23 protein-coding genes are annotated in these 25,890 nt (G+C 63.9%); 13 read left to right on the top strand and 10 right to left on the bottom strand.

The genetic code is table 11. The features are described 5' to 3' along the window. Nucleotides 1–9: 9 nt before the first annotated feature. The 3 genes from EJ067_RS13370 to EJ067_RS13360 all read right to left on the bottom strand — a co-directional run bounded on the left by EJ067_RS13370 (nt 10) and on the right by EJ067_RS13360 (nt 3,136). Nucleotides 10–1,566, bottom strand: a complete 1,557-nt coding sequence (locus EJ067_RS13370; protein ID WP_126086126.1) for an NADH-quinone oxidoreductase subunit NuoF — start codon at nt 1,564–1,566, stop codon at nt 10–12. After that, a complete protein-coding gene (locus EJ067_RS13365) occupies nt 1,563–2,042 on the bottom strand; it encodes a formate dehydrogenase subunit gamma (RefSeq protein ID WP_126086125.1) in 480 nt (159 codons plus the stop codon). Before EJ067_RS13365 ends, EJ067_RS13370 begins: the two co-directional genes overlap by 4 nt. Before the next feature lie 194 nt (nt 2,043–2,236). Beyond that, nucleotides 2,237–3,136 carry a LysR family transcriptional regulator gene (locus tag EJ067_RS13360; RefSeq protein WP_126086124.1) on the bottom strand — a complete coding sequence of 300 codons (900 nt, stop codon included), beginning with the start codon at nt 3,134–3,136 and terminating at the stop codon, nt 2,237–2,239. Between the two features lie 155 nt (nt 3,137–3,291). Here EJ067_RS13360 and EJ067_RS13355 point away from each other — a divergent pair, with 155 nt between their 5' ends. Next, nucleotides 3,292–3,933 carry a DUF47 domain-containing protein gene (locus EJ067_RS13355; RefSeq protein WP_126089611.1) on the top strand — a complete coding sequence of 214 codons (642 nt, stop codon included), beginning with the start codon at nt 3,292–3,294 and terminating at the stop codon, nt 3,931–3,933. Nucleotides 3,934–3,935: 2 nt separating this feature from the next. Further along, nucleotides 3,936–4,940 carry an inorganic phosphate transporter gene (locus EJ067_RS13350; RefSeq protein WP_126086123.1) on the top strand — a complete coding sequence of 335 codons (1,005 nt, stop codon included), beginning with the start codon at nt 3,936–3,938 and terminating at the stop codon, nt 4,938–4,940. 20 nt (nt 4,941–4,960) lie between these two features. Here the strand turns inward: EJ067_RS13350 and EJ067_RS13345 are convergent, their stop codons facing one another. Then, nucleotides 4,961–5,338, bottom strand: a complete 378-nt coding sequence (locus EJ067_RS13345) for a VOC family protein (protein WP_126086122.1) — start codon at nt 5,336–5,338, stop codon at nt 4,961–4,963. Nucleotides 5,339–5,559: 221 nt separating this feature from the next. Between EJ067_RS13345 and EJ067_RS13340 the strand changes: the two genes are divergently transcribed. Beyond that, nucleotides 5,560–6,735: an Mrp/NBP35 family ATP-binding protein gene (locus tag EJ067_RS13340; RefSeq protein ID WP_245468312.1), complete on the top strand. Its 1,176-nt coding sequence runs from the start codon at nt 5,560–5,562 to the stop codon at nt 6,733–6,735. A 172-nt stretch (nt 6,736–6,907) separates the two neighbouring features. Here EJ067_RS13340 and EJ067_RS13335 read toward each other — a convergent pair whose 3' ends face one another. After that, the gene (locus EJ067_RS13335; RefSeq protein WP_126086120.1) at nt 6,908–7,360 is read right to left on the bottom strand and encodes a carbon monoxide dehydrogenase subunit G; all 453 of its coding nucleotides are present in this window, start codon (nt 7,358–7,360) and stop codon (nt 6,908–6,910) included. A 149-nt stretch (nt 7,361–7,509) separates the two neighbouring features. Between EJ067_RS13335 and EJ067_RS13330 the strand changes: the two genes are divergently transcribed. After that, the gene (locus EJ067_RS13330; RefSeq protein ID WP_126086119.1) at nt 7,510–9,315 is read left to right on the top strand and encodes an IlvD/Edd family dehydratase; all 1,806 of its coding nucleotides are present in this window, start codon (nt 7,510–7,512) and stop codon (nt 9,313–9,315) included. Between the two features lie 127 nt (nt 9,316–9,442). Beyond that, nucleotides 9,443–9,841, top strand: coding sequence for a hypothetical protein (locus EJ067_RS13325; RefSeq protein ID WP_126086118.1), 399 nt, complete (start codon nt 9,443–9,445; stop codon nt 9,839–9,841). A 29-nt stretch (nt 9,842–9,870) separates the two neighbouring features. On the opposite strand, the gene EJ067_RS13320 is transcribed toward EJ067_RS13325, so the two are convergent. Next, the gene (locus EJ067_RS13320) at nt 9,871–11,460 is read right to left on the bottom strand and encodes a trimethylamine methyltransferase family protein (protein WP_126086117.1); all 1,590 of its coding nucleotides are present in this window, start codon (nt 11,458–11,460) and stop codon (nt 9,871–9,873) included. Between the two features lie 219 nt (nt 11,461–11,679). Next, nucleotides 11,680–13,173: a PLP-dependent aminotransferase family protein gene (locus tag EJ067_RS13315; RefSeq protein WP_126086116.1), complete on the bottom strand. Its 1,494-nt coding sequence runs from the start codon at nt 13,171–13,173 to the stop codon at nt 11,680–11,682. Nucleotides 13,174–13,651: 478 nt separating this feature from the next. Between EJ067_RS13315 and pgi the strand changes: the two genes are divergently transcribed. Continuing rightward, nucleotides 13,652–15,259, top strand: coding sequence for a glucose-6-phosphate isomerase (pgi, locus tag EJ067_RS13310; RefSeq protein ID WP_245468311.1), 1,608 nt, complete (start codon nt 13,652–13,654; stop codon nt 15,257–15,259). A 5-nt stretch (nt 15,260–15,264) separates the two neighbouring features. Continuing rightward, nucleotides 15,265–15,990: an HAD family hydrolase gene (locus EJ067_RS13305; protein WP_126086114.1), complete on the top strand. Its 726-nt coding sequence runs from the start codon at nt 15,265–15,267 to the stop codon at nt 15,988–15,990. Here the strand turns inward: EJ067_RS13305 and EJ067_RS13300 are convergent. Both EJ067_RS13300 and EJ067_RS13295 read right to left on the bottom strand, forming a co-directional pair. Then, complete coding sequence (locus tag EJ067_RS13300) at nt 15,987–16,700, bottom strand: 50S ribosomal protein L11 methyltransferase (RefSeq protein WP_245468261.1); 714 nt, start codon at nt 16,698–16,700, stop codon at nt 15,987–15,989. The two genes, EJ067_RS13305 and EJ067_RS13300, sit on opposite strands and share 4 nt — an antisense overlap. A 2-nt stretch (nt 16,701–16,702) precedes the next feature. Continuing rightward, a complete protein-coding gene (locus tag EJ067_RS13295) occupies nt 16,703–18,406 on the bottom strand; it encodes a long-chain fatty acid--CoA ligase (RefSeq protein ID WP_281058989.1) in 1,704 nt (567 codons plus the stop codon). Between EJ067_RS13295 and EJ067_RS35340 the strand changes: the two genes are divergently transcribed. The 6 genes from EJ067_RS35340 to EJ067_RS13270 all read left to right on the top strand — a co-directional run bounded on the left by EJ067_RS35340 (nt 18,381) and on the right by EJ067_RS13270 (nt 24,411). Beyond that, nucleotides 18,381–19,001 (top strand): hypothetical protein, encoded by a 621-nt coding sequence (locus EJ067_RS35340; protein ID WP_245468259.1) that lies wholly within the window; start codon nt 18,381–18,383, stop codon nt 18,999–19,001. The two genes, EJ067_RS13295 and EJ067_RS35340, sit on opposite strands and share 26 nt — an antisense overlap. A gap of 166 nt (nt 19,002–19,167) precedes the next feature. Next, on the top strand, nt 19,168–20,766 hold the full coding sequence (locus EJ067_RS13290) for an ABC transporter substrate-binding protein (protein WP_126086112.1): 1,599 nt from the start codon (nt 19,168–19,170) through the stop codon (nt 20,764–20,766). 51 nt (nt 20,767–20,817) lie between these two features. Beyond that, on the top strand, nt 20,818–21,825 hold the full coding sequence (locus EJ067_RS13285) for an ABC transporter permease subunit (protein WP_126086111.1): 1,008 nt from the start codon (nt 20,818–20,820) through the stop codon (nt 21,823–21,825). A 26-nt stretch (nt 21,826–21,851) separates the two neighbouring features. After that, nucleotides 21,852–22,736: an ABC transporter permease subunit gene (locus EJ067_RS13280; RefSeq protein ID WP_245468309.1), complete on the top strand. Its 885-nt coding sequence runs from the start codon at nt 21,852–21,854 to the stop codon at nt 22,734–22,736. After that, the gene (locus EJ067_RS13275) at nt 22,736–23,587 is read left to right on the top strand and encodes an ABC transporter ATP-binding protein (RefSeq protein WP_126086109.1); all 852 of its coding nucleotides are present in this window, start codon (nt 22,736–22,738) and stop codon (nt 23,585–23,587) included. Before EJ067_RS13280 ends, EJ067_RS13275 begins: the two co-directional genes overlap by 1 nt. Then, nucleotides 23,584–24,411 carry a dipeptide ABC transporter ATP-binding protein gene (locus tag EJ067_RS13270; protein ID WP_126086108.1) on the top strand — a complete coding sequence of 276 codons (828 nt, stop codon included), beginning with the start codon at nt 23,584–23,586 and terminating at the stop codon, nt 24,409–24,411. Before EJ067_RS13275 ends, EJ067_RS13270 begins: the two co-directional genes overlap by 4 nt. 176 nt (nt 24,412–24,587) lie before the next feature. Here the strand turns inward: EJ067_RS13270 and EJ067_RS13265 are convergent, their stop codons facing one another. Beyond that, on the bottom strand, nt 24,588–25,889 hold the full coding sequence (locus EJ067_RS13265) for an extracellular solute-binding protein (RefSeq protein WP_189510746.1): 1,302 nt from the start codon (nt 25,887–25,889) through the stop codon (nt 24,588–24,590). Nucleotide 25,890 lies beyond the last annotated feature (1 nt).

Here is a 25,890-nt window from a genome sequence, read left to right as displayed (position 1 = left end):
TGCCAGCTCCTATTCGGCAGCCACGCGCGTCGGCGCCGGCTTGAAATCCTCGGGGAAATGCGTGATCGAGCTCATCACCGGGTAGGGCGTGAAGCCGCCCAGCGCGCAGAGCGATCCGAACTTCATCGTATTGCAAAGGTCGGTGACCAGAGCGAGGTTCTTCTCTGCCTCGACCCCTGCGGCAACCTTGTCGAGAACCTCCACACCGCGTGTCGAACCAATGCGGCAGGGCGTGCACTTGCCGCAGCTCTCGATGGCGCAGAACTCCATGGCGAAGCGCGCCTGCTTCAGCATGTCGGCGGTGTCGTCGAAGACGGTGAGGCCGGCATGGCCGATCAGCCCGTCCTTGGCGGCGAAGGCCTCGTAGTCGAACGGCGTGTCGAACAGCGCGCGCGGGAAATAGGCGCCGAGCGGCCCGCCGACCTGCACCGCTTTCACCGGACGCCCCGAAGCCGTGCCGCCGCCGATCTCGTCGACGATCTCGCCGAGCGTCAGGCCGAAGGCCGTCTCGAACAGGCCGCCATGCTTGACGTTGCCGGCGATCTGAATCGGGATCGTGCCGCGCGAGCGGCCCATGCCGAAATCCTTGTAGTAGGCGGCGCCCTTGTCCATGATGATCGGCACCGAAGCCAGCGAGATGACGTTGTTGATCACCGTTGGCTTGCCGAACAGGCCCTGGATCGCCGGCAGCGGCGGCTTGGCGCGCACCACGCCGCGCTTGCCTTCCAGGCTGTTCAACAGCGAGGTTTCCTCGCCGCAGACATAAGCGCCGGCGCCGACGCGGATTTCCATGTCGAAGGCGTTGGGCGAGCCCAGCACATTGACGCCGAGCACGCCGTGCTTGCGGGCGATCTCGACGGCCCTGTTCATCGTCGCCACCGCATGCGGATACTCCGAGCGGATATAGACGAAACCCTTGGTCGCGCCGGTGGCGATGCCGGCGATCGCCATGCCTTCGATCAGCACGAAGGGATCGCCTTCCATGATCATGCGATCGGCGAAGGTGGCGCTGTCGCCCTCGTCGGCGTTGCAGACGATGTATTTGCGCTCGGAGGTGGTATCGAGCACCGTCTTCCACTTGATGCCGGTCGGGAAGCCGGCGCCGCCACGGCCGCGCAAGCCGGATTCGGTCACTTGTTTCACGATGTCGGCCGGCGCCATGGCGACCGCATTCTCAAGGCCCTTCAGACCGCCATGCGACTTGTAGCTGTCGAGCGACAGCGGATCGATGACGCCGCAGCGGGCGAAGGTCAGCCGCGTCTGCTTGGCAAGGAAGGGAATCTTGTCTGGCGCGCCCAGCCAGCGCTTGTGGTGGCCGCCCTTGAGGAAGCCGCTGTCGAACAGGCTCTTGACGTCCGACGGCTTCACCCGCCCGTAGGCGACGCGGCCCTCGGCGGTCGCCACCTCGACCATCGGCTCCAGGAAATAGGCGCCGCGAGAGCCGTTGCGCACGATCTTGGCTTCGACGCCGCGCTCCTTGAGCTCCTTCTCGATCGCCCTGGCGACCTTTTCGGCGCCGAGCGCCAGCGCGCCTGAATCCGTGGGAATGTAGATGCGCGGGATCATGAACGCACCTCCGCGACGATCTCTTCGATCTTCTCGTCGTCGAGCCGGCCGATCACTTCGCCGTCGAGCATCGCCGACGGCGAGCAGGCGCAGAGCCCGAGGCAGTAGACCGGCTCCAGTGTAACCGATCCGTCGCGCGTGGTCCCGTGGAAATCGATGCCGAGCAATTGCTTGACCTTGGAGGCGACAGCCTCCGAACCCATCGACTGGCAGGCCTCCGCCTGGCAGAGCTTCAGCACATGCCGGCCGGCCGGCTGGGCGCGGAAATCGTGATAGAAGGTGACGACACCGTGCACTTCGGCCCTGGAGAGGTTCAGCCCGTCGGCGATGACCGGAAGGGCTGCCTGCGGCACGTGGCCGAACTCCTCCTGGATGCCGTGGAGGATCGGCAACAGCGGACCTTCGAGGTCCTTCAACTCCTCGATGATCGCCGCCGTGCGCGACGCGATCTCGGTACTTGCAGGCTGCATCGGCATGCAGCGCCCTCCCTGGTCGTGGTGGCCCAATATATGTCACCCCATCATATAGAGCGGTTCCGGGGCAACGACATGCACAGGGCGCAATATCGCTAAGTCCTTACGAAATCAGAGGAAACCCCTGAAATCAATAAAGCCGTTCCGTTGTTTGATAGAAAATTTCTATCAATAACGACCGGTCCGCATTGTCTAGCCTAGCGATGGGCGCGGAAATCGTCTGCCAGCGCCATTGCCTCGTCCAGCAGCGCCTGCACCAGCGGCGTGTGCGGCTCGCGCGGCGCCGCTACCAGCCCGACTGTGTGGCTGGCATCCGGCTCGACGATCGGAATGGCCCGGATCGGCTCGGAAAAGCCGAATGTTTCCGCGAGGTTGAGCGGCATGATCGACGACCATTTGCCGGTCCGGATATGCGAGAACAGCACGATCATCGAGTTGGATTCCAGCGTCGGCCGCACCTGCACCCCGGCTTCCGCCAGATGCTGGTCGATGATGCGCCGGTTCTGCATGTCCGGCGTCAGCAGGCAGAGCGGCAACTGGCTGATCTCGGCCCATGTCACTTTGTCGCGGTCGGAATAGGGGTTACCGACCGCTGTGATCAGCTGGTAGCGCTCGTCATAGAGCGGCACGCTGGTCACCCGCCCCAGCGGCTCGTTGTCGAGATAGGTGATGCCGGCGTCGACGTCGAAATTGCCGAGCAGCGACAGCACCTCGATCGAGGTGCGCGACAGGATCGAGAAGGTGACGCCCGGATGCTTTTCGCGAAACGGCGTCGTCAGCCGCGCCACCATAGCAAGGGCGGTCGGGACGGCGGCGATGCGGATGCGGCCGGCAAGGCCGCGGCGCGCCGCCCGCATCTCCTCGCGCATGGTCCGGGTGTCGCCGACGATGCGGCGCGCCCAAACCAGCACCTGCTTGCCTTCCGGCGTCAGGCCCTGGAAGCGCGAGCCGCGCAGCACCAGCATGACGCCGAGCTGCTCTTCGAGCTGCTTGATGCCGGCCGACAGTGTCGGCTGGGTGACGCCGCACACTTCGGCCGCGCGGCCGAAATGCTCTTCCTTGGCCAAAGCGATGAAGAATTCCAGCTTGTCGATCATATCATCCGATCCACGGTTTGCCCAAGGTCGGGGAAATCGCTTTGCTCCGCAAGACGCATGCACGACAGGATCTCATCCACATTTTTGAGCCGGCTATCTGTTTTCCCGCGCCGCGCGTGGCGTTATGTGAGATAGGCGGAAGCAGGGAGGACGAGATGCTGGGTTGGTTTCGCAGACTGTTGCCGCGCGAGGATCGCTTTTTCGAGCTGTTCGAACGGCATTCGCGCACGGTGGTTGGCGGCGCCGAGGCGCTGGAGCAGCTTCTCCAGGGCAGGGACATCGACCGCTGGTGTCAGAAGATCGTCGATCTGGAAGACGAAGCGGATGGCATCACCGCGGAGGTCCTGCTTGCCGTCAGGCGCTCCTTCATCACGCCCTTCGACCGCGGCGACATCAAGGATCTGATCCAGTCGATGGATGATGCCATCGACACGATGCACAAGGCCGTCAAGACGGTGAAATTGTTCGAGATGAGGGAGTTTGATCCGCTGATGCGGGAAATGGGCGGCGTCATCGTCCAGGCCGCCCGGCTGGTCGCAGAGGCCATCCCGTTGCTCGGCAAGGTCGGCGCGAACGCCGCGCGGCTGAATGCCATCGCGGAAGAGGTCATGCGCGTCGAAGGCCGCGCCGACGATTTGCACGAGCAGGGTCTCAAGGATCTGTTCAAGCGGCACGGCCGCAGCGACCCCATGGCCTATCTGATCGGTTCGGAGATCTATGGCCAACTGGAAAAGGTGGTCGACCGTTTCGAGGACGTCGCCAACGAGATCAGCGGCATCGTCATCGAGAACGTGTAGCGATGGACGTCACGATCGCCTTTCCCTTGCTGGCCGGCCTCGTTGCGGTGGCGCTGTTCTTCGATTTCCTGAACGGCCTACACGATGCCGCCAACTCGATCGCGACCATCGTTTCCACCCGCGTGCTCAGGCCGCATTATGCGGTGTTTTGGGCCGCTTTCTTCAATTTCATCGCCTTCCTGTTCTTCGGCCTGCATGTCGCCGAGACGGTGGGGAAAGGCATCGTCGATGCCGAGATCGTGACACCGGCGGTGATCTTCGCCGCGCTTATCGGCGCCATCGTCTGGAACATCGTCACCTGGATCGCCGGCATTCCGTCGAGCAGCTCGCATGCGCTGATCGGCGGGCTGGTTGGCGCGGGCGTCGCCAAGGCGGGAACGGGCGCCATCGTCTGGTCCGGGCTGGGCAAGACGATCGCGGCCATCGTGCTTTCGCCGGCGACCGGATTCGTGCTGGCGCTTGTCCTCATCCTCGTCGTCTCGTGGCTGTTCGTGCGGCAGACCCCGTTCGCGGTCGACAACAGCTTTCGCATCCTTCAGTTCTTCTCGGCCTCGCTCTATTCGCTGGGGCACGGCGGCAATGACGCGCAGAAGACCATGGGCATCATTGCCGTGCTGCTCTATTCGCAAGGCATGCTCGGCCAGAGCTTCTACGTGCCGCTCTGGGTGGTCATCACCTGCCAGTCGGCGCTGGCGCTGGGCACGTTGTTCGGTGGTTGGCGCATCGTCCACACCATGGGCTCGAAGATCACCCGGCTGAACCCGATGCAGGGTTTCTGCGCCGAGAGCGGCGGTGCGATCACGCTTTTTGCCGCCACTTGGCTCGGCGTTCCGGTGTCGACCACACATACAATCACCGGCGCCATCATCGGTGTGGGCGCCGCCCGCCGTGTCTCGGCCGTGCGCTGGGGCATAGCCGGCAATATCGTCGTGGCATGGGTCATCACCCTGCCGGCAACCGCCGCCATTTCGGCGCTAACCTATTTTGTCACGCGCCTGGCAGCCTGACGCGAAGCGGAGGATGAAAACTACTCACCCGCAAGGCACAATATGTTGCCGTCCGGGTCCTTGAACCATGCGACCTTCACGCCCTGGCCGACATGGATATCGCCCTCGAGGGTCAGGCCGGGCATCTCATAGTGTTCGAAGGCGATGCCCTTCGACTTCAGCGCCGGGACAATGGCGCCGATCTGATCGCCGACCGTCCAGGTCACCGCCGTCGCCTTGTTGGTCCCTGCGAACTCCGAATGATAGACGTTGATGACCGTGTCGCCGCTTTTATAGACGATCAGTTCTCCGGCCATGTCGTCCACCTGCTTGAGGCCCAGCGTGCCTTCATAAAAGCCCTTTGCTCTCGCCAGGTCTTTCACTGCCAGATTGGCCGCTGCATTGCTGTTTGCGAGCATGACAGTCTCCTTTCCGGTTGCCGTCGCTCATGGCAACCGAGATAGGGCCCGTGGATCGATTGGCCATGATCGAGCGGCAGAATTGCCGTCCGATTGGAACCGCCATCCGATAAAATCCGACGCCATCGGTCGCTTTCGGGAGCATGCCGGGCGCGCCTTTGCTGCACGGCTTGGTTCTGCCGGGAAACTGCACTATCTGGAACACCAAAGCCCGAGGAAAGATCATGACCGTAACCAAGGAATCCGTCATCGAACGCCTGAAGACGGTCAATGGGCCGGATTTCACCGGCAACATCGTCGACCTCGGCCTGGTCTCGGAGATTTTCATCGCCGACTCCAAGGTGTTCTTCTCGATCACCGTTCCTGCGGCCCGCGCGCAGGAGATGGAGCCGCTGCGCGCCGCCGCCGAGCGCGTGGTCAAGGCCATCCCCGGCGTCGTCAACGCCGTCGTCGCGCTGACGGCGGAGAAGAAGGGCGGCGGCATGGAAGCACCGGTTCGGCCGCGCCCGGCTCCGCAGGCAGCGCCGCCGCGGCCAGCGCCGCAGCGCGCCGCCCCGCAAGCGCCCGCCTCGCACAGCCACGGCAAGCGCGGCGTGCCCGGCATCGACGCGATCATCGCCGTCGCTTCCGGCAAGGGCGGCGTCGGCAAGTCGACGACCGCCGTCAACCTGGCGCTCGGGCTTGCCGCCAATGGATTGAACGTCGGCGTGCTCGATGCCGATATCTACGGGCCGTCGATGCCGAGGCTGCTCAACATCCATGGCCGGCCGCAGACCGTCGACGGCAAAATCCTGAAGCCGATGCAGAATTACGGCCTGAAGGTGATGTCGATGGGCTTCCTCGTCGATGAGGAGACGCCGATGATCTGGCGTGGCCCGATGGTGATGTCGGCGTTGACCCAGATGCTGCGCGAGGTCGAGTGGGGACCGCTCGACGTCCTGGTGGTCGACATGCCGCCCGGCACCGGCGACGCCCAGCTCACCATGGCCCAGCAGGTGCCGCTGGCCGGCGCCGTCATCGTCTCGACGCCGCAGGATCTTGCGCTGATCGACGCGCGCAAGGGCCTCAACATGTTCAAGAAGGTCGACGTGCCGCTGCTCGGCATCGTCGAGAACATGAGCTACTTCCTCGCTCCCGACACCGGCAAACGCTACGACATTTTCGGCCATGGCGGCGCGCGCCGCGAGGCGGAACGGCTGGGCGTCACTTTCCTCGGCGAAGTGCCGCTCGAAATGGGCATCCGCGAAAGCTCGGACGCCGGCGCGCCGGTGGTCGCGTCGAAGCCGGACGGCGCCGAGGCGAAAATCTATCGCGATATCGCCGCGAAGGTCTGGGAGAGGGTCCAGGACGAGCGCGGCGCGGCGGAAGCCGCGGTGCCCTCGATCGTGTTCGAGTAGGTCTGCCTGGGCGGCCGATGAGGGGGCGCCGGCGCTCGACGACCGAGTCTTCTTCAGGCGAGGCGCAAGCTAAAGCGTTTCAGCGATTCATAGAATTCGCCGAACCGCTCTAAGTATTTGTTTTTACGCAATTCCGGACGGAAAACCGCTACACACTTTTCCTGGAATTGCTCTAAGCGGCGCCGACTTTCTCGCCGAACGTCGAGAAGAACTGCCCGGCCAGCTTCTTCGAGGTCGATTCAATCAACCGGCTGCCGAGCTGCGCGATCTTGCCGCCGACATCGGCCTTGGCGGCATATTTCAGCACCGTCGTGTCGGCGCCGTCGGCGGTCAGCGTCACATCGGCGCCGCCCTTGGCGAAGCCGGCGATGCCGCCCTTGCCTTCGCCCTGGATCGTATAGGAGTGCGGCGGCTTGAGGTTCTTCAGCATCACCTCGCCGTTAAAGGTCGCCTTGATCGGTCCGATCTTCAGCACCACGGTGGCGGCCATCTCGGTATCCGATTTCTTTTCCAGGCTCTTGCAGCCGGGAATCGCTTGCTTGAGAATGTCCGGGTCGTTGAGGGCTTTCCACACTTTCTCAACGGGTGCGGCGATGCGCTCCTCGCCTTCGATCACCAAAGCCATCAAGACCTCCCGCATTGCTGATGCCCATTGGCGTAGCGCGCGGCCCTTTATCTGTCTATCGCACCAAAGTGCGGGGTCGCGGCGCTCCTGCCTCTTGCCTGCATGAGCGCATTGGCATATCGATTTGTCATACAAATACGGAGACCACTATGGCAGGCGCCCCCACCAAGAAGAAGAAATTTCGCTCGCAGGAGTGGTTCGACAACCCCGATAATCCGGGCATGACGGCGCTCTATCTCGAGCGCTACCTCAATTACGGACTGACGCGCGCCGAGTTGATGTCGGGCAAGCCGCTGATCGGCATCGCGCAGACGGGCTCGGATCTGTCGCCCTGCAACCGGCATCACCTCGAGCTCGCCAAGCGCGTGCGCGAAGGCATTGTGTCGATGGGCGGCATTCCCTTCGAGTTCCCGTGCCATCCGATCCAGGAGACCGGCAAGCGCCCGACCGCCGCGCTCGACCGCAACCTCGCCTATCTCAGCCTCGTCGAGGTGCTCTACGGCTATCCGCTCGACGGCGTGGTGCTCACCATCGGCTGCGACAAGACCACGCCGGCGCTGCTGATGGCGGCGGCGACCGTCAACATCCCGGCGATCGCGCTTTCGGTCGGCCCCATGCTCAACGGCTGGCACAAGGGCAAGCGCACCGGTTCCGGCACCATCGTCTGGGAATCGCGCCAGCGCCTGTCGGCCGGCGAGATCGACTATGACGAGTTCATGGACATCGTCGCCTCCTCGGCGCCGTCGACCGGCTACTGCAACACCATGGGCACGGCCACCACGATGAACTCGCTGGCGGAGGCGCTCGGCATGCAGCTACCGGGCTCGGCCGCCATTCCCGCGCCCTACCGCGAGCGCGGCCAGATCGCGTACGAGACGGGCAAGCGCATCGTCGACATGGTGCATGAGGACCTGAAGCCCTCCGACATCATGACGCGCCAGGCTTTCGAGAACGCCATCGTCGTCAACTCGGCCATCGGCGGTTCGACCAACGCGCCGATCCACCTCAACGCCATTGCCCGCCATCTCGGCGTGCCGCTCGACAATGACGACTGGCAGAAGATCGGCCTCAACGTGCCGCTGATCGTCAACCTGCAGCCGACGGGCGAATATCTCGGCGAGGACTATCACCATGCCGGCGGCGTTCCGGCGGTGGTGGCCGAGCTGATGAAGGGCGGCGTGCTGCCGCACCCCGACGCGATCACCGCCAACGGCAAATCGATCGGCGACAATTGCCGCGACGCCGTCAACGAGAATCACGATGTCATCCGCGGCATCGACAAGCCGCTCAAGGCCAATGCCGGCTTCATCAATCTCAAGGGCAACCTGTTCGATTCCGCTATCATGAAGACCAGCGGCATCTCGCCGGAATTCCGCGAGCGCTATCTCTCCAACCCGAACGACCCGGAGGCCTTCGAGGGCAACGCCATGGTCTTCGACGGCCCGGAGGATTACCACGCCCGCATCGACGATCCGGCGCAGGGCATAGACGAGCATACCATCCTGTTCATGCGCGGCGCCGGTCCGGTCGGTTATCCGGGCGGCGCCGAGGTGGTCAACATGCAGCCGCCGGCCTACCTCATCAAAAAGGGCATCCATTCGCTGGCCTGCATCGGCGATGGCCGCCAGTCGGGCACGTCAGGCTCGCCGTCGATCCTCAACGCTTCGCCTGAGGCTGCCGTCGGCGGCGGCCTGGCGCTGCTCAAGACCGGCGACCGCGTCCGCATCGACCTGAGGAAGGGCACGGCCAACATCCTCGTCAGCGACGAGGAGATCGCCAGACGGCGCGCCGCGCTGCAGGGCAATGGCGGCTACCATTATCCCAAGCACCAGACGCCGTGGCAGGAGATCCAGCGCGGCATGGTCGACCAGTTCTCTGCCGGCATGGTGCTGAAGCCGGCGGTGAAGTATCAGGACGTCGCACACACCAGCGGCGTGCCGCGCGACAATCACTGAGTCGCTTGCTTCGGGAATCGAGGGGCGGCCTGCGAAGCGCGGGCCGCCCTCTTCTTATGCCCTTGTTTCGGCGTCACGGCGCATCCAGATAGGTGTCATACCGGCTGGCTGAGAACATGGGACCTTCATGACCAAGCGGCGTTCTTCCCTCGGCTTCCTCGGCATGTTCGGCCGCTCCGGCGACCTGCGCCAGCTCGACGACGCGCTGCGCCAGGCGGACCTGCATCCGGCGCTGGTGCCGGAGGGCGTGAAACTTACCATCGTCAATTTGATGAATGACCGCTGGCCGGACGAACCGCCGCCACAGGCCTATGTGTCGGTGGCGCAACTCTGCGGCTATTGCATCGCCGGGCCTGAGACCTTCGAGCAGGCCAATGGCAGGGAGCCGACGCTGGAAGCCGAACGCCGCATCGAGGCCGCGCTCGAAGCCGGCGACAGCTTCGATGCGCAGATCGTGCTGATGACGCTGCATGCGAAGCTGATCAACGCCGACGTCGTCGAGCGCTACGGGCTGAGTGTGGAGTGACTCGTTTGCAGCCCGGCCTCGCCTGAATATCAGCCGCCCATCTTGTTGCGTGGCAGCTTGATCATCTCACCGAAGCGGGCGCGCAGCTTGTCGTCGACGAGCCGCGACACATGCCGCGGGAAGCGCTCGGCCAGAACGCGCTTCTTCTCGGCGATCGCTCTTTGCAATATGTCTGGCCGACCCTTCTCGTTCCATTCCTTCGGCGAGAAACGGTCGCCGACCGACGGATAGAAATATTCGGTCTGCATCAGCTTCAGCGTCTGCTCGTTGCCGAGATAATGGCCCGGACCCTTGAGGCAGACATCGGCGATGGTGTCGATCGAAAGCGCATCATCCGTCACCTCGATGCCACGCACGCAGCGCAGGCAGTGGCCGAGCATGTCGTTGTCGATGATCAGGCTCTCGAGGCAGAAGCCGAGCAGCGAGGCATGCATGCCGGCCGATTCATAGACCAGGTTCAGGCCGGAGAGACCGGCCATCACATTGGTGATGCCCTTTTCGTAGCCGGACTGGATGTCGGGCAGCTTCGAGTCCGTCATGCCGGCGGCCGAGCCGCCCGGCAGGTCGTAATATTGCGCCATCTGCGCGCAGGCCGCGGTCAGCACCGACTGCTCGGCCGAGCCCCCGGACATGGCGCCGGTCCTGAGGTCGGAGACGAACGGCCAGGTGCCGAAGATCGCCGGATGGCCGGGTTTTATCGCGTTGACGTAGACCAGCCCCATCAGCACCTCGGCCACCGCCTGCACGACCGCGCCTGCAATCGCGGCAGGAGCCGTGGCGCCGGCCTGGCCGGCCGAAAGAAGCAGGATCGGAATGCCGCCCTCGACGCAGGCTTCAAGCACGCCGCAGGCGTCCTCGGCGAACTTCATCGGCGGTACGACGAAGCAGTTCGAATTGGACACGAAAGGCCGCGCCCGGAAATTCTCCTCGCCGCCGGCGATCGCATAGAGCATCTCCAGCGCCGGTTTGACGTTCTCGCGCACCGTGAACGAGGTGCCGACATGCTTGGACGTCCCCATCACGCAGGCATAGAGCGTGTTGAAGTCCATCTCGAGCGGGTCGGGAATGTCGCGCGGCACCATGGTGCGCTGGAAGAAATGGATGTTGTCGAGTCCGTCGACCAGGCGGGCGGCGTCGTAGATGTCCTGCAGCAGCGATTCGCGGTATTCGCGCTTCTCGACATCGACCAGGTGCACGGCCGCTCCGGCCGTGCCGTAATGCACGCGTTTGCCCTGGATCACCATGTCGTGCTTGGGATCCTGTCCGTGGAGCGTGAAGTGGCGCGCCGCTTTTTTGATCGTGTCGAGCACGAGCGCGCGCGGCAGGCGGACGCGCCCGTCATCGCCATAGGCAGCACCCACCCGGGTCAGCGCCTCGATGCAGGAGGGGATGGCGTTGGCGAAGCCGACGGTCTCCAAAAGCGTCAGCACCGCCTCGTGGATGCGCTCGCGGTCGTTCTGGCTCAATGGCCCGTAGCTGCCCCCTTCGAGGCCTGGCCGCACCGGACGGATGTCGTCGGCTAAAGGCGCAGCCCGCATCGCGCGGCGCGCTTCGCGCCCGCCGGAGCGCCGCGAACGCTGGTCCGACGACGCTTCCTGCTTCTCAAGGGCCACTGACATGGAAAGCACTCCACCTTTAGTTTTTTAGGGCAGGGTGCGTGGCGGTTGGTCCACCATCGGCCTGCCTCGTCCCCTTTGTCGCTCGACTATGCCGCCGGCATTGGTACAGCCTATGAGCCAGCCAATCCCGTCGAATATGCCAGAACGCTAAAGCGATGAGGCGTGCCAAAACAGAAAGAGCCGGCGAAAACGCCGGCTCTTTTTGGAAGTCGATGGCGATCAGGCCGCAGCGGGTCGGCGGCCTGCTGCCGTGGCGAGTTCGCGGATGCCGGGCTCGATGTGCTGCAGCGAGATCGAGGAGATGCCCAAGCGCATGAAACGAGAGGGCTTTTCGCTGCGGTCGAAGAACCGGTCGCCGGGTTCGATGATGACGCTTCGCGACGCGGCCGCCTCGGCCAGCCCGCGGGAATCGGTGCCGCGCGGCCCCTCCAGCCAGAGCGACGTTCCGCCCGCCGAATCGGTCGAACGCCACTCTGGCAGGAAAGCGGAAATCGCATGGACCAGACGTTTGCGCCGCTCGTCGAAGGCGGCGGAGAGCCTGCGCACCAGCGCCTCGTGATGGCCAAGCGACAAAAACAGCGCCACCGCGCGCTGGTTGTTCGCCGGCGGGTGGCGGAGCATGAAGCGGCGTAGCGCGCGAAGCTCGGCGATCAACCCGGCCGAGGCGACGATGTAGCCAAGCCTAAGACCCGGAGCCAGCGTCTTCGACATCGAGCCGACATAGATGACGCGGCCGGAGCGATCGAGGCTCTTCAGCGCCTGCTGCGGCGCCTCGTCGAGAAGCTGGCTGTCATAGCCGTCCTCGATGATGATCTGGTTGTTGCGGTTGGCCCGCGCCAGAAGGTCCTGCCGCCGCTCCGCCGACAGCGGCACCATCGTCGGGCAATGGTGGCTGGGGGTGACGAAGACGAACCCGGAATCGCTGGGGATCGCCGAAGTCACGATACCCGACTGGTCGACCGGGACCGGCTGGATATCGGCGCCCGCCAGCCGGAAGATCGAGCGGGCATCCGGGTAGCCGGGGTCTTCCATCGCCACCTTCGAGCCCTTGGTCATCAGCAGCGAGGCGAGCATGTAGAGCGCGTTCTGAGCGCCCAGCGTCACGATGATCTCGTCCGGATTGGCGAAGATGCCGCGGCGCGGCAATAGCCGGGCCTGGATCTGCTCGATGAGCAGCGGATCGTCGCGGTCCACCATGTCGGACGCCCAGTTGCGGATCTCGAGCACCGCCAGCGCCATGCGGTTGCACTCCCGCCATTCGGCGGTCGGGAATAGCGCCGGGTCGAACTGGCCGTAGACGAACGGATAGGACGACTTGATCCAGTTGTCGTGCTTGGCCGGCGGCGGCATGTCGCTGGCGGCGATCTGCCGGCGCGCCTTCCAGTCGATCTCGTTCTGCTGGTCGGGCGCCTTCTGGTGCGGCTTCGCGGGGGTGGCCAGCACGTCAGGGTTGACGAAATGGCCGCGCCGTTCGCGCGCCTCCAGGAAGCCCTGGTCGACCAGCTGCTGGAAGGCAAGCACCACCGTGCCGCGGGCAACGCCAAGTTTTTCCGCCAGAATCCGGCAGGACGGAAGCGGCATCGAAGCGGCGATTTGTCGGTCGAGGATGGCTGCGACGATCGCCTGGCGGATCTGAGCCTGGAGGGTTTGTCCGGATTCGGCCGAAATCCGGAACAGGCCGGACCATATGGCCGTGTCATTGCGCTGTGGCATGGGAGATCTTCCTCGGATGGCCAGCTGTTTTCACTTGGCTGGACCAGTCGAGTGTAGGGGTGGCACAAGGGGTTGCGCCAATCAATTTTTCTGATCCCTGGGATTTATGCCAGTGATCCATCATGCGCGATGCGAAGCATCGTCGCGGCGCGTTTAAGCGCGATGCGAAGCATCGTCGCGGCACAATCCCAAGCGCGATGCAGAGCATCGTCGCCACGCGTTCACGCGCGATGCGGAGCATTATCTAAGCGCGAAGGCGGAGCATCGTCGCGACGGATTCTCGCAATCTCACCGCCCAATACCGCGCATCATCAAAGCGTGATGCGCTGCGGCATCGCCGCGCTTGAATAAATCGAAATCGGCTCAATAGAATGACGCGCCGACACGCGCCGGAAACATCCGGCCTGTTAAAATGGTCTAAAAACCCGCCAGGAGCCCGCCAGTGGATCAGTCAGCCTTCGACAAGCAACTTGCCGCGTTGCGTGATCAGCGCGCCGCAGCCAAGGGCACCATGCGCGAGGCCTTCGCCGCCGATCCCAAGCGCTTCGAGAAATTCTCCGCCACCGATGGCGACCTTCTGCTCGACTGGTCGAAATGCGCGGTCGACGCCGACACCATAGCAATGCTGGAAAAGCTTGCCGGCGCGGCCGATCTCGCGGGACGTCGCGCCGCGATGTTCGAAGGCAGGAAGATCAACATCACCGAAGGCCGCGCCGTGCTGCACACGGCGCTGCGCAACCTGACCGGCAAAAGCGTCGTGGTCGATGGCCAGGACACCAAGGCGGATGTGATTGCCGTGCTCGACGCCATGGGCGCCTTCGCCGATGCCATCCGCTCGGGCAAGGCCGCCGGCGCCACCGGCAAGAAGATCACCAACATCGTCAACATCGGCATCGGCGGTTCGGATCTCGGACCGGCGATGGTGACGCTGGCGCTGGCGCCCTATCATGACGGCCCGCGCGCGCATTATGTCTCCAATGTCGACGGCGCCCACATCCACGACACGCTGAAGGGTCTTTCGCCAGAGACGACGCTGTTCATCATCGCCTCCAAGACCTTCACCACCGTCGAGACGATGACCAATGCCGAAACGGCACGCAAATGGGTGGAGAAGGCGCTGGGCAAGGAGGCGATCGGCAAGCATTTCGCCGCCGTCTCGACCGCGCTCGACCTGGTGTCGAAGTTCGGCATCGCCTCCGACCGCGTCTTCGGCTTCTGGAACTGGGTCGGCGGCCGCTACTCGGTCTGGAGCGCCATCGGCCTGCCGGTGATGATCGCCATCGGCCCGCGCAACTTCCGCGCCTTCCTCGACGGCGCGCATGAGATGGACGAGCATTTCCGCTCGGCGCCCCTGCAGAAGAACCTGCCGGTGCTGCTGGGGCTGATCGGCTGGTGGCACCGGGTGGTCTGCAAATATCCGGCCCGTGCCGTCATTCCCTACGACCAGCGCCTGTCGCGCCTGCCGGCCTATCTGCAGCAGCTCGATATGGAATCGAACGGCAAGAGCGTCACGCTCGACGGCGGCGCGGTCACTACGCCGACCGGTCCGCTGGTCTGGGGCGAGCCCGGCACCAACGGCCAGCATGCTTTCTTCCAGCTTCTGCACCAGGGCACCGACTTCATCCCGGTCGAGTTCCTGGCGGCTGCCGTCAGCCATGAGCCGGAACTGAAGACCCATCACGACCTGCTGCTCGCCAACTGCCTTGCGCAGTCGGAGGCCTTCATGAAGGGCCGCACGCTGGAGGAGGCGCGCGCGCAGATGCTGGCCAAGGGCATGGAGCCGGCCGATGTCGACCGCATCGCGCCGCACCGAGTCTTTTCGGGCAACCGTCCCTCGCTGACGATACTCTACCGGAAGCTCGATCCGCGCACGCTCGGTCGCCTGATCGCGCTCTACGAGCACCGCGTCTTCGTCGAGGGAACGCTGTTCAACATCAACTCGTTCGACCAATGGGGTGTCGAACTGGGCAAGGAATTGGCGACAGGCCTGCTGCCTGTCGTGGAAGGCAAGGAGACTGCCGCAAAACGCGACGCCTCGACTGCCGGACTGGTGGCTCATATCCACCAACTGCGCGGCACGGAGTAAAAGGCTTGGCGGATATCAAGGGCATTCTCTTCGACAAGGACGGCACGCTGGTCGACTTCAACGCAACATGGCTCGGCATTGCCGATTTCATGGCCATGGACGCCGCCGAAGGCGATCGCTGGAAGGCGGACCGGTTGCTCGCGGCTGCGGGTTTCGATTTCGCCAGCAAGCGCTTCAAGCCCGATTCGATCTTTGCTTCCGGCTCGAACATGGATGTCGTCGAGCTCTGGTTCCCGCGCCTGTCGGACGAGGACCAGATGCTGGCCGTCTCCCGCTTCAACGAGATCACCTCGGTGCAGGGCTCGTCGATGGCGGTTGCGCTTCCGGGCATCGTCGAATCGCTGCGGGCGCTCCACAAGCGATCCTTCCGGCTGGGCGTCGCCACCAACGATTCCACCAGCGGCGCCGAAAAGACGCTCGCCACGCTCGGTGTCGCGCAGCTCTTCGACGCCGCCTTCGGCTATGATGCGGTAGCCAATCCCAAGCCGGCGCCCGATACCGTCGTCGCGTTCTGCGATCTGACCGGGTTGAAGCCCAGCGAGATCGCCATGGTCGGCGACAATCGCCACGATCTCGAAATGGCGCGCGCCGGCGGCTGCGGACTGGCGATCGGCGTGCTTTCCGGCACCGGCACGCGCGACTCGCTGTCGCCGATGGCCGACGTCATCCTGGATTCGGTCGCCGACCTTCCGGATTTTCTCGCCGCTCGGGTGAGCGTGGCGGCGAGCTAGCCGGCCCCGGCTGGGACGAACGCAAACACGCCGCTCGGCCTCGCCTCGCTGCCGCCATTCCCGCCGACATCGGGCACCTGATACTCAGCCAACAGGCGAAGCCTGGGCTTGGGCAGCCAGGCGCGGCCCGGATCGCCAACCAGCACCTTGATGCCGGCGGCAAGGCACCGGTCGAGGAAGGGGACGACCCGCCGTGCCACCGCCTGCCCATAGAAGACGTCGCCGGCGAGCACCAGGTCGACCGCCGGCGACGGACCGGCGGTGATGTCCTCGCCGGTTATGGTGATGGCGACGGCGTTGGCCGCAGCGTTGAGGCCGAGCGCGACTATGCCGTTGCGGTCGATTTCCGCCGCGATCACCGCGCTCGCTCCCGCCTTCGCCGCGGCGATGCCGACAAGGCCGGAGCCGGCGCCGAGATCGAGCACGCGGCGGCCGGCAACGGTCGAGGGCCGGTCGAGAATGTAGCGCGCCAGCACTGCCCCGCCGGCCCAGGCATAAGCCCAGTAGGGCGGCTGCGGCTCGGCCGTGCCGTCGTCGGCGTCATCATCCGGTTCGAGCAGCCGCCTCAGCCCGCTGCCGGGATGGGCCGTGTAAAGACGGATTTCGGGCAGCGACGGCACCGGCGACAAGCGCATGTTCGCCTTGATGAATTCCGCGGGATCGAGGCCGCCGCGACGCTCTGGCGTCAGGCCGGCAACATTTTCGCTCAAGTCTACTCCCGCAATGCGCGCCGCAGGATCTTGCCGACCGGCGTCTTCGGCAGCTCGGTGCGGAATTCGATGTATCGCGGCCGTTTGTAACCGGTCAGGTTCTCCCGGCAATAGGCGGTCAGCGTCTCGACGGTGAGCGCCGGGTCCTTCCTGACTACGAACAGCTTCGGCACCTCGCCGGAATGCTCGTCCGGCACGCCGATCGCCGCCACTTCGAGCACGCCGGGATGCTGCGCCACGACCTCTTCCAACTCGTTCGGATAGACGTTGAAGCCGGAGACCAGGATCATGTCCTTCTTTCGGTCGACGATCTTGGTGTAGCCGCGTTCGTCCATGAAGCCCATGTCGCCCGACTTGAAGAAGCCGTCCTTGGTCATCACCTTGGCCGTCTCGTCCGGCCGGTTCCAGTAGCCGGCCATCACCTGCGGCCCGCGGATGCAGATCTCGCCCACTTCGCCGAGCGGCACGTTGTTGCCGTCGTCGTCGCGGATGGCGATCTCGGTCGAAGGCAGCGGCAGGCCGATCGTGCCGGTGAATTCGCTGGAGCTGAATTTGTTGGCGGTCGCCACCGGCGAGGTCTCGGAGAGCCCGTAGCCTTCGCTCACCGGGCAGCCGGTCAGCGCCTTCCAGCGCTCGGCCACGCCTCTTTGCACCGCCATGCCGCCGGCAAGCGTCAGGATCAACGGCTTGAAGTCGAGCTTGCGGAAATCCTCGTTGTTGAGCAGCGCGTTGAACAGCGTGTTGAGGCCGGGGAAGATGTGGGCCGGGTATTTCTGCAGTTCCTTGACGAAGGCCGGAATGTCGCGCGGGTTCGGGATGAGCACGTTCTGCGCGCCCTGCTGCATGCCCATCAGCGCGTTCACCGTCAGCGCGAAGATGTGGTAGAGCGGCAGCGCGCAAATGAAGTTGAGATGCGCGGGCTTCGGCTTGACCGTGTAGGCATCCTCCACCCAGAGCGAATTCTGCGCCACGTTGGAAAGCACATTCCGGTGCAGCAACGTCGCGCCCTTCGAGACGCCGGTCGTGCCGCCGGTATATTGCAGGAAGGCGATATCGTCGCCCGAGACCGTTGCGGGCTTGAAGGCGAGGCCCGCGCCGGCCCTCAGCGCGGCGTTGAACTTGACATGGCCGGGCAGCGACCAGGCGGGAACCATCTTCTTCACCCGCCGCACGACGAGGTTGACGATCGCGCCTTTCAGTCCGCCCAGCATGTCGCCCATCGCCGCCACCACCACATGCTTGACCGGCGTCCGGGCGATCACCGCCTGCAGCGTGTTGGCGAAGTTTTCCAGAATGACGATCGCCTGCGCGCCGGAATCCTTGAGCTGGTGCTCGAGCTCGCGCGGCGTGTAGAGCGGGTTGACGTTCACCACCGTGAAGCCCGCGCGCAGCACGGCCATCATCGCCACCGGATATTGCAGCACGTTCGGCATCATCAGCGCCACGCGCGCGCCTTTCTCCAGGCCTTTCGACTGCAGATAGGCGCCGAAGGCCGCCGAGAGCCGCTCCAGCTCGGCGTAGGAGATCGACTTGCCCATGCACACATATGCGGGCTGGCCGGAGAACTGCTTGCAGGCGCCGACGAGGAAGTCGCCGATCGAATTGTAGGGAAGCGGGCCGATCTCAGCCGGCATGTTCTTTGGATAGTTTTTCAGCCACGGCTTTTCCGGCAATCCGGCCGTGAGCTCGGTGATTGCCTTAGGCAGCCCTTTGGCCTGCGGCGGTGCCGGCTTCGCGGCCGCGGGCTTGCCGGTCTTTGCGGTTGCAGCCTTGGCGGCGGGTTTGGAGCTCGTCTTTCTCGGAGCGGCGGCGGCCTTCGGCTTGGCAGTGGCCTTTGCAGGTGAGGACGTCCTGGCGGGTGAAGCGGTCTTGGAAGATGAAGCGGTCTTGGAAGATGAAGCCTTGGGCGCGCCGGCATTGCCGGTCGCGGCCTTGACTTTTGCCTTCGCTGGGGGCGTTGTCTTTGCTGCTTTTGCCACCAAATCCCTCCCTGGTGTCTTTTGCTTAGGTCTTGCTGCCTCACACGCCGGCGCTTGCTCCCGATGTCGGAAACCTCCTCCGCCGCGGCAGATCGCGGATTCCCAAGAAATCCGGCATGACGTCTATGTATTGCCTCTATCAGCGGCGGTGCAAGTCTTGCCCCAGCGGCAGCGGCGGAAAGATTTGCCGCCGAAATCTCTTCGCCGACCGCTCCCTGAGGCGCGTGCCGGCGAGGACCAGGATCGCGAGCACGGCGCCCCTCGTTCTGATTTCGAGAAGCGCCCAATCAATAAAAAAATGCGGTCGTTAACAATGTCGTGAGCGAAAAATTCTGCTCATTTTTTCCGGTATTTGAGGAAAATGCGGATTCTTTTCCTGCTTACCGTGGGGTACGCAAACGGGGTGTTCCAAAGCCCCAAAAACGGTGCTTATATGCGCGCTTCGCGAGCCTGATAGAGGGGCTTGGAAGAACATCAGGGAGTGCTCAATGAAAAAGACAATGACTTTTGCAGCCGCGTTGCTGGCTGCAAGCGTCCTGGGCGGCATGGCCAATGCAAAGACGCTTGTCTATTGCTCGGAAGCGTCGCCGGCCAATTTCGATCCGGGTACGACGACGGGCGGCAACGACTTCGACGCCTCCTCGCGCACGGTCTATTCGCGCCTGGTCGAGTTCAAGCACGGCGGCACCGAGATCGAGCCCGGCCTCGCCGACAAATGGGAAATCTCCGACGACGGCCTGGTCTATACTTTCCACCTGCATCCGGGCGTGAAGTTCCAGACCACCGACTATTTCAAGCCGACCCGCGACCTCAACGCCGATGACGTCGTCTTCTCCTTCGACCGTCAGTTCAACAAGCAGAATCCGTGGAACGGCGAGAAATATCTGCCGAACCTGACGTGGGACTACTACACCGGCATGGACATGCCGAAATACGTCGCCAAGTGGGAAAAGGTCGACGACCTCACCGTCAAGCTGACGCTGACCGAGCCGAACGCGCCGATGCTGGCCAATCTCGGCATGGACTTCGCCTCGATCGTCTCGAAGGAATATGCCGACCAGCTCGAGAAGGACGGCAAGATGGCCGACTTCTCGACCAAGCCGATCGGCACCGGTCCGTTCCAGTTCGTCGACTACCAGCTGGATTCGGTCATCCGCTATGCGGCCAACCCCGACTACTTCAAGGGCAAGGAGAAGATCGACGATCTGGTCTTCGCCATCACGCCTGATGCGACCGCCCGTATCCAGAAGGTGCTGGCCGGCGAATGCGACGTCGCGCCCTATCCGAACCCGGCCGACATCGCCACCATCAAGGCCAACAAGGACGTGACCTTGATGGACCAGGCCGGCCTCAACATCGGCTATATGAGCTACAACACGACGATCCCGCCGCTCGACAAGCCCGAGGTCCGTCATGCGCTCAACCAGGCGATCGACCGGGAAGCGCTGATCAAGTCGCTGTTCCAGGATGCCGGCGCCACGCCGGCCCAGAACCTGATCCCGCCGACCATGTGGTCGTGGAACAAGGCCGTGAAGTTCGATTCCTATGATCCGGAAGCGGCCAAGAAGGTGCTGGCCGATGCCGGGCTGAAGGAAATCCAGCTCTGGGCTTCCGACCGCGTTCGCCCCTACAACCCGAACTTCCAGCGCGCGGCCGAGCTGATCCAGGCCGACTGGGCCAAGGTCGGCGTCAAGGCCGAGATCGTCAACTACGAGTGGACGAAGTATCGCGAGGAAGGCAAGAAGAAGGAGCGCCCCGGCGCCTTCCAGATCGGCTGGACCGGCGACAATGGCGATCCGGATAACTTCTTCGCCACCCTCTTCGCTTGCTCGGCCATCGGCGTCTCGAACTACTCCAGCTGGTGCGACAAGGACTTCGAGGACCTGATCCAGAAGGCCAAGAAGACCAGCGACGAGGGCGAGCGCACCAAGCTCTATGAGCAGGCGCAGGAGATCTTCGCCAAGCAGGCGCCGGCCTTCCTCCTGGCCCACAGCCAGGTGTACTCGGTCGTTCGCAACAACATCTCCGGCTACAAGATGGACCCGCTCGGCATTCACCGCTTCGACGGCGTTGACAAGGCCGAATAATATTGCGAACGGGGCGGCGCAAATTCCAGCGCCGCCCCGATCCATTCGACGATGCTCCGATATCTTCTCAATAAAATCGCCCTCCTGATCCCGACTCTCGTCGGCATCACCATCTGCGCCTTTGCCTTCGTTCGGCTGCTGCCCGGCGATCCGATCCTGGCCATGGCCGGCGAGCATGGCGTCACGCCCGCGCGCTACGAAGAGCTCAAGGAACAGTTCGGCTACAACCTGCCGGTCTGGCAGCAGTACGCGCGCTATGTCGGCGAGGTCGCGACCGGCGACTTCGGCGTCTCGATTTCATCCAAGCGCCCGGTTCTCGAGGAGTTCAAGACGCTCTTCCCAGCGACGCTGGAACTCTCCTTCTTCGCTATGATCTTCGCGATGGTGGTCGGCATCCCGGCCGGCATATTCGCGGCCGTCAAGCGCGGCTCGTGGTTCGACCAGTCGCTGATGGGCACCGCGCTCGTCGGCTATTCCATGCCGATCTTCTGGTGGGGCCTGCTGCTCATCATCTTCTTCTCGGGCTACCTCGGCTGGACGCCGGTTTCCGGCCGAATGGGACTGCAGTTCTTCCTGAAGCCGATCACCGGCTTCATGACCATCGACAGCATCCTCTACGGCAAGTGGGACGCCCTGCGCTCGGCCCTCAGCCATCTCGTCCTGCCCGCGATCGTGCTCGGCACCATCCCGCTGGCGGTGATCGCGCGCCAGACGCGCTCGGCCATGCTCGAGGTGCTGGGCGAGGATTATGTCCGCACCGCCCGCGCCAAGGGGCTTTCGGCCGCCCGCGTCATCGGCGTGCATGCGCTTCGAAACGCGCTGATTCCGGTCGTCACCACCATTGGCCTGCAGGTCGGCACGTTGCTTGCCGGAGCCATTCTCACCGAAACCATCTTCGCCTGGCCGGGCATCGGCAAGTGGATGGTCGACTCCATCTTCAAGCGCGACTATGTCGTCGTGCAGTCAGGTCTGCTTTTGATCGCGCTCATCGTCATGGCCGTGAACCTCATCGTCGACGTGCTCTACGCCGTCATCAATCCGCGCATCAGGGCCGCGTGATGAGCCAGTCGACCGAAATCGCCCCCATGGCCGCCGGCAGCCCCGACCGGCTGACCGGCTTCAAGACCTTCTGGCATTATTTCTCGGTGAACCGCGGCGCCGTCATCGGCCTGGTCGTCTTCGTCCTGCTGGTGCTGGCGGCGCTCTTCGCACCGCTGCTCGCGCCCTACGCGCCCGACGTCCAGGACAAGACCGCGTTCCTGAGGCCGCCGGCATGGCAGACGGGTGGCAGCACCCAATATCTGCTCGGAACCGATCCGGTCGGCCGCGATATCCTCTCGCGCCTGCTCTATGGCGCGCGCTTCTCGCTGCTCATCGGCGCCGTCGTGGTCACGCTGGCGCTGACCGGCGGCATCACGCTCGGCCTGCTGGCCGGCTATTTCCGCGGCTGGGTCGACGTCGCGATCATGCGCGTCATGGACCTGATCCTGGCTTTCCCGTCGCTGTTGCTTGCGCTGGTGCTGGTGACCATCCTCGGGCCCGGCCTGTTCAACGCGATGCTGGCGATCTCGCTCGTCCTGCAGCCGCATTTCGCTCGCCTGGTGCGCGCGGCCGTCATGGCCGAGAAAAGCCGCGAATATGTCGTGGCGGCCAAGGTCGCCGGCGCCGGACATCTGAGGCTGATGCTCAGAACCATCCTGCCCAACTGCCTGGCGCCGCTGATCGTCCAGGGCACGCTGTCCTTCTCGAACGCCATCCTCGAGGCCGCCGCGCTTGGCTTCCTCGGCCTCGGCGCGCAGCCGCCGACGCCGGAATGGGGCACCATGCTCGCCTCGGCGCGCGAATTCATCCTGCGCGCCTGGTGGGTGGTGACCTTCCCGGGTCTTGCCATCCTGATCACCGTGCTCGCCATCAACCTGATCGGCGACGGCCTGCGCGACGCGCTCGATCCGAAGCTCAGGAGGTCGTGATGGCATTGCTCGAGATCCAGAACCTCGTCGTCGAGTTCCAGACCGCGTCCGGCCCGTTCCGCGCCGTCGACGGCGTCTCGCTCCGTGTCGACGAGCGCGAGGTGCTCGCCATCGTCGGCGAATCCGGCTCCGGCAAGTCGGTGTCGATGCTGGCGGTGATGGGCCTTCTGCCATGGACCGCAACAGTCACTGCCGACCGCATGACGTTCGGCGGCCGCGACCTGCTCAAGATCAGTCCGGCCGAGCGCCGCAAGATCATCGGCAAGGACATTGCCATGATCTTCCAGGAGCCGATCGCCAGCCTCAATCCGTGCTTCACCGTCGGCTTCCAGATCGAGGAAGTGCTGCGCTTCCATCTCGGCATGGACCGTGCGCAGCGTCGCGCCCGCGCCATCGAACTGTTGAAGCAGGTCGGCATTCCCGAACCGGCCGAGCGGCTCAACTCCTTCCCGCATCAGATGTCGGGCGGCCAGTGCCAGCGAGTCATGATCGCGATGGCGATTGCCTGCAATCCGAAGCTCCTGATCGCCGACGAGCCGACCACCGCGCTCGACGTCACCATCCAGAAGCAGATCCTCGATCTCCTGGTCTCGCTGCAGGCCAAATACGGCATGGGCCTGATCATGATCACGCACAATATGGGCGTGGTGGCCGAGACCGCCGACCGCGTCATCGTCCAGTACAGGGGCCGCAAGATGGAAGAGGCCGACGTCTTGTCGCTGTTCGAGAGCCCGAAGAGCAACTACACGCGCGCGCTGCTGTCGGCGCTGCCGGAGAACGCCGTCGGCGACCGGCTGCCGACCGTCTCAGACATGCTGTTCGAACCGGCGCCCCCAGAAGCTAGCGCATGACCAAGGTTGTCGAAGGCAAGAACATCAAGCGCGATTACCATGTCGGCGGCGGGCTGTTCCGCGGCGCGCGCACCGTGCATGCGGTGAAGGGCGTTTCCTTCAGCGTCGACAAGGGCAAGACGCTGGCGATCGTCGGCGAGAGCGGCTGCGGCAAGTCCACGCTTGCCCGCATCATCACGCTGATCGATCCGGCGACGGCCGGCGAGCTGTTCATCGACGGCAACAAGGTCGACATCGCCAGGGACGGGCTGACCAAGGAGATGCGCCGCAAGGTGCAGATCGTCTTCCAGAACCCTTACGGATCGCTCAACCCGCGCCAGAAGATCGGTGACGTGCTCGGCGAGCCGCTGCTCATCAACACCGACAAGTCGGCCGAGGAACGCCGCGATCTTGCGATGAAGATGCTGAAGAAGGTCGGCCTCGGACCCGAGCACTACAACCGCTATCCGCACATGTTCTCCGGCGGCCAGCGCCAGCGCATCGCCATTGCCCGCGCGCTGATGCTGAACCCGAGCCTGCTGGTGCTGGACGAGCCGGTCTCGGCGCTCGACCTCTCGGTGCAGGCGCAGGTGCTCAACCTGCTTGCCGACCTGCAGGACGAGTTCCAGCTGACCTATGTCTTCATCAGCCACGACCTCTCGGTGGTGCGCTACATCGCCGACGACGTGATGGTGATGTATTTCGGCGAGGCGGTCGAATACGGCCCCCGCGACGAGGTCTTTTCAGACCCCAAGCACGCCTACACCAAGACGCTGTTCGCAGCGACGCCGCGCGCCGATGTGGCGAGCATCAAGGCAAGGCTGGCCAAGAAGAAGGCGGCTTAGAGCGTTTCAGCGATATAGAATCGCCGAACCGCTCTAAGTATTTGTTTTTGCGCAATTCCGGACGGAAAACCGTTACACACTTTTCCTGGAATTGCTCTAGAGTGAAAACTCCACTGTTCTGAAAGACCGAGTTTTACGAATGGCGACTTACGTCTGCCATGGCGGTCGCTTTGCGGCTATTTGCAGCCGTATTCGGAGATCGTCGTCTTCCAATCGGCCGCGATCCCGTCGAGCGTCTCCTTTGCCGATCCGCCATCCTTGAGCAAATAGGGTGCCAGACGTGCGTTCATCTGCTCGATAAGCTTGGCGTAGTAAGGTTCTGCCCAGAAGTCCTTCACCACGAATAGGCTCTGGTAGAACGCTTCATTGTACGGTGTAGCGTTGCGGAATTTCTGCGATTCCAGAATGTGCGCGTCGGCCGTATAGCCGCCAAGGTCCGCCCATTTCCCCTGCGTGTCATCGCGAACGAGCCATTCAAGGAACTTCCTGGCTTCCGCCTGCTTGCGCGAATAAGAGACGATCGAGATACCTTGGCCACCCAGCGCGGTGAATCGATCTCCGCCCGGTCCAGCCGGGCTCGCGAAGAATCCCGTGACGGAGGCGTTCGGATTTATCGCCGGGTTGGCCAGCGCCGGGAAGAAGGCGAAGAAATTCATACTCATTGCCGCCAAGCCCCCGGTGATCGCCAGGTCTTCCTCCCGATTGGTGGTATTGCCCCAGTCCGGTGGCGTGAAGGAGTAGAGCTGCTTGTAAGCCTCAAGCGCCTTGATGGCCTGCGGCGAGTTAACGATGCCTTCGACCGTACAAGTGCTGTAGTTCCCGAGCTCGCCGCCATAGCTGAACAACTCGGACATGAAGCCCATGATGAGCCCGTCGCCGTGCTGCTCAGTGTAGATCGCCACACCATAGCGCGGCGGGTTGGAGTGCGGTCGATAGAAGAACTCGGCGATGTCGCGGAGCTGCATCCAGGTTTTAGGCGGGGCGAGGTCGTAGCCGTACTTCTCTTTGAAGGCCTTCATCTCGGCGGGATCTTCGAACCAGTCCTTACGGTAGGCCCAGCCGACCGCGTCGGCCTCGAGCGGAACAGCCCAGTAGCGTCCGCTTCCCTTTGGATACTCGGAATAATAAGTCATCGACGCCGGGGTCATGACTTTGGTCAGATCGGTCTCCTTCACGAGATCGGTCAGCTCGACGTAGTGGCCCTCCGTGGCGCCGGCTCCAAGCCATTGCGAATCGCCTACGACCATGTCGTAGGCGTCGGCGTGGGCATTGAACTCCATGAACGCCTTGTCCTGGAAATCAGGCCAGTTCACTGTCTCGACGGTAACCTTGACCCCGGTCTCCTTCTCATACTCGTTGCCGAGTTCCTGCAAATAGTTGGCCGGATCCCATTCGGCCCAAAGGATCGTCAGTTCGGTCGCAACAGCTCGGGCGCCAGGCGGCAGCAGTGCCACGACCGCCAGTAGGCCGATCCACATT

It is taken from the genome of Mesorhizobium sp. M1D.F.Ca.ET.043.01.1.1 (assembly GCF_003952385.1).
In the GTDB taxonomy this organism is placed as follows: Bacteria; Pseudomonadota; Alphaproteobacteria; order Rhizobiales; family Rhizobiaceae; genus Mesorhizobium.
This window is presented reverse-complemented; position numbering and strand designations above follow the sequence as displayed.

Bases quoted from the DNA above. Each gene is read 5' to 3' on its own strand.
- EJ067_RS13370 (WP_126086126.1), bottom strand. From the start codon at position 1,566: ATGATCCCGCGCATCTACATTCCCACGGATTCAGGCGCGCTGGCGCTC.
- EJ067_RS13365 (WP_126086125.1), bottom strand. From the start codon at position 2,042: ATGCCGATGCAGCCTGCAAGTACCGAGATCGCGTCGCGCACGGCGGCG.
- EJ067_RS13360 (WP_126086124.1), bottom strand. From the start codon at position 3,136: ATGATCGACAAGCTGGAATTCTTCATCGCTTTGGCCAAGGAAGAGCAT.
- EJ067_RS13355 (WP_126089611.1), top strand. From the start codon at position 3,292: ATGCTGGGTTGGTTTCGCAGACTGTTGCCGCGCGAGGATCGCTTTTTC.
- EJ067_RS13350 (WP_126086123.1), top strand. From the start codon at position 3,936: ATGGACGTCACGATCGCCTTTCCCTTGCTGGCCGGCCTCGTTGCGGTG.
- EJ067_RS13345 (WP_126086122.1), bottom strand. From the start codon at position 5,338: ATGCTCGCAAACAGCAATGCAGCGGCCAATCTGGCAGTGAAAGACCTG.
- EJ067_RS13335 (WP_126086120.1), bottom strand. From the start codon at position 7,360: ATGGCTTTGGTGATCGAAGGCGAGGAGCGCATCGCCGCACCCGTTGAG.
- EJ067_RS13330 (WP_126086119.1), top strand. From the start codon at position 7,510: ATGGCAGGCGCCCCCACCAAGAAGAAGAAATTTCGCTCGCAGGAGTGG.
- EJ067_RS13325 (WP_126086118.1), top strand. From the start codon at position 9,443: ATGACCAAGCGGCGTTCTTCCCTCGGCTTCCTCGGCATGTTCGGCCGC.
- EJ067_RS13320 (WP_126086117.1), bottom strand. From the start codon at position 11,460: ATGTCAGTGGCCCTTGAGAAGCAGGAAGCGTCGTCGGACCAGCGTTCG.
- EJ067_RS13315 (WP_126086116.1), bottom strand. From the start codon at position 13,173: ATGCCACAGCGCAATGACACGGCCATATGGTCCGGCCTGTTCCGGATT.
- EJ067_RS13290 (WP_126086112.1), top strand. From the start codon at position 19,168: ATGAAAAAGACAATGACTTTTGCAGCCGCGTTGCTGGCTGCAAGCGTC.
- EJ067_RS13285 (WP_126086111.1), top strand. From the start codon at position 20,818: ATGCTCCGATATCTTCTCAATAAAATCGCCCTCCTGATCCCGACTCTC.
- EJ067_RS13280 (WP_245468309.1), top strand. From the start codon at position 21,852: ATGGCCGCCGGCAGCCCCGACCGGCTGACCGGCTTCAAGACCTTCTGG.
- EJ067_RS13275 (WP_126086109.1), top strand. From the start codon at position 22,736: ATGGCATTGCTCGAGATCCAGAACCTCGTCGTCGAGTTCCAGACCGCG.
- EJ067_RS13270 (WP_126086108.1), top strand. From the start codon at position 23,584: ATGACCAAGGTTGTCGAAGGCAAGAACATCAAGCGCGATTACCATGTC.
- EJ067_RS13265 (WP_189510746.1), bottom strand. From the start codon at position 25,889: ATGTGGATCGGCCTACTGGCGGTCGTGGCACTGCTGCCGCCTGGCGCC.